This window comes from Amycolatopsis rhizosphaerae (assembly GCF_007713715.1).
GTDB lineage: Bacteria > Actinomycetota > Actinomycetes > Mycobacteriales > Pseudonocardiaceae > Amycolatopsis_E > Amycolatopsis_E rhizosphaerae.
Genome location: NZ_VJWX01000741.1, coordinates 1 through 2,318, shown reverse-complemented (window position 1 = coordinate 2,318; position 2,318 = coordinate 1). Strand labels below are relative to the sequence as shown.

Here is a 2,318-nt window from a genome sequence, read left to right as displayed (position 1 = left end):
GGACCCCGTTGCCCCGCCCCGACCTCCGCCAGCGCCGGATCGGGCTCGGCCCCGTCGCGGTGTTCGGCGCGAGCAACTTCCCGCTCGCCTTCTCGGTGGCGGGCGGTGACACCGTCTCCGCGCTGGCCGCGGGCTGTCCCGTCGTGGTCAAGGCGCACGACGCGCACCTGGGCACTTCCGAACTCGTCGCGGCCGCCGTCCGCGCCGCCGTGGCAGCCTGCGAACTGCCCGAAGGCGTGTTTTCCCTGCTCGTCGGGGACGGGCCGGAACTGGGCACGCGGCTGGTCACCGATCCGCGGATCCGGGCCGTCGGGTTCACCGGATCCCGTGCCGCCGGACTGGCGCTGGTGCGGGCCGCCGCGGCGCGGCCGCAACCGATCCCGGTGTACGCCGAGATGAGCAGCGTCAACCCCGTCGTCGTGCTCCCGGGAGCGCTCGCGGCCCGGGCCGGGCGGCTCGGCGCGGACTTCGTGGCGTCACTGACCCTGGGGGCCGGGCAGTTCTGCACCAACCCGGGGCTGGTGCTGGTCCTCGACGGCCCCGGTCTCGACGAATTCCTCGCCGCGGCCGCCAAGGCCGTCGCGGCGCACGGCGGGGCCACCATGCTCACCACCGGCATCGCCCGCGGCTACGCCGAGGGCCGGGACGGGATCGCCGGACGCCCCGGGGTCACCGAACTGGCCCACAGCGCCTCCGGTGCGGGTGCCGCCTGCGGTGCGGCCGCACTGTTCACTGTGGACGCCACCGCCTTCCTCGCCGATCCGGCACTGCACGAGGAGGTCTTCGGTGCGACCTCGGTGGTGATCCGGTGTTCCGGCACCGAGGAGCTGACCGCGGTGCTGCACGGCCTGGAGGGCCAGCTCACCGCCACCGTGCACGCCGAACCGGAGGACCACGGACTGGCCGCCGCACTGCTGCCGCTGCTGGAACTGCGGGCCGGGCGCATCCTGGTCAACGGCTGGCCGACGGGCGTCGAGGCCGGGCACGCGATGGTGCACGGCGGTCCCTTCCCCGCCACCTCCGACGCCCGCACCACGTCGGTCGGTTCGCTCGCGATCGAGCGTTTCCTGCGGCCCGTCGCCTACCAGGACGTGCCCGCCGCACTGCTGCCGCCGGTGCTGCGCGACGGCAACCCCGAAGGGGTCTGGCGCCGCGTGGACGGCACCCTCACCCGCGACTGAGGGGCTTCTCGGTCGCGTCGAGAGGGCTCGCCCGCCGCGCCAGGGTCACGAACGGACGACCCGCACGCCCGACACCTCCAGCAGGCCGTCCAGGTGCACGCGGCCCTTCGCCTGGCGCGGATCCACGGTGAGCCCGTCACGACGCGCGAGGGCGAGGAGGCGTGCCGCCAGCGGCAGCACCATGTGCCGTCCCCAGCAGCGTTCGGTGGCGTGGCCGAACGGGAGGTAGCCGGGGTGGGTGTCCGGGTCCAGCTCGGCCCAGCGCTCGGGACGGAACTCGTCGGGAGCCTCCCACAGAGCGGGGTCGCGGTGGCTGAGCAGCGGCAGGAGCAGGACGTCGTCCCGCGGCCCGATCCGGCTGTCGACCGCGGTGAACTCCGGTGAGCGGCGGCGCAGGATGTTCCAGGACGGCGGAAGCAGCCGGAGGGTTTCGTTGAGGAGGTACTCGTCCGGCACGTCCCCGGCGAACGGCGCGCCCAGCCACAGTGCGTTGGTGACCAGCGCGGCGACCGTGAAACAGACCGGGCCCGCGACCCGCCGGTAGAGGTACATCGCGAACCGGCGGTCGGCGAAGCTGTCCGCTTCCAGCACGAGCCGCGCGAGGGAGGAGAGCGCGACTTCGGGCGCGGGCCTGCCGAACAGCGCCGCTGCCCAGGTGACGGCCGACCAGGTGAGCTTCGGGGTGAGCTCGAGGCGGCGGTCGACCAGCATCCGGAACCGCAGGCGCTCCGCACCGAACACCAGATCGCGCAGGTAGTTGTGGGGAACCTGCGGCCAGCTCCCGGTGAGGTCCGGCTCGCCCGGCGGTTTCCCCAGCGCGGCACGGACATCGGCGCCGACCGCGCGCATCAGCGTGGCCGATTCGGTTTTGGTGATGTGGCGGCCCAGTACGGGTTTGAACGTGGGGCGCTCTTCCGCGTTCGCGCGACGGCTGAGCAGGAGCCGGTCCATCAATCCGGCACCGGCGACCCCGACCGTGTCGGGTTCCAGACGGAACAGGGATTCGCCCCGGTATCGGCGGAAAAGGTCCGCGATCCGCGGGGCGAAGACGATCTCGCGTGATTTCCTGGCGGCGGAAACGGTCATGCCCATACTCCCCGAAATTCGGGCCCGGTCCGGCGGCGGACTCCGCCGGAC

Annotated in this window: 2 protein-coding genes; one reads left to right on the top strand and one right to left on the bottom strand. The window is 73.5% G+C overall.

Translation table 11 applies throughout. The features are described from left to right. A partial coding sequence (locus tag FNH05_RS36290; protein WP_144593356.1) for an aldehyde dehydrogenase family protein occupies positions 1–1,181 on the top strand: 1,181 nt, incomplete at its 5' end. 45 nt (positions 1,182–1,226) lie between these two features. On the opposite strand, the gene FNH05_RS36285 is transcribed toward FNH05_RS36290, so the two are convergent. Continuing rightward, on the bottom strand, positions 1,227–2,267 hold the full coding sequence (locus FNH05_RS36285) for a cytochrome P450 (protein ID WP_144593355.1): 1,041 nt from the start codon (positions 2,265–2,267) through the stop codon (positions 1,227–1,229). Between the last annotated feature and the right edge of the window lie 51 nt (positions 2,268–2,318).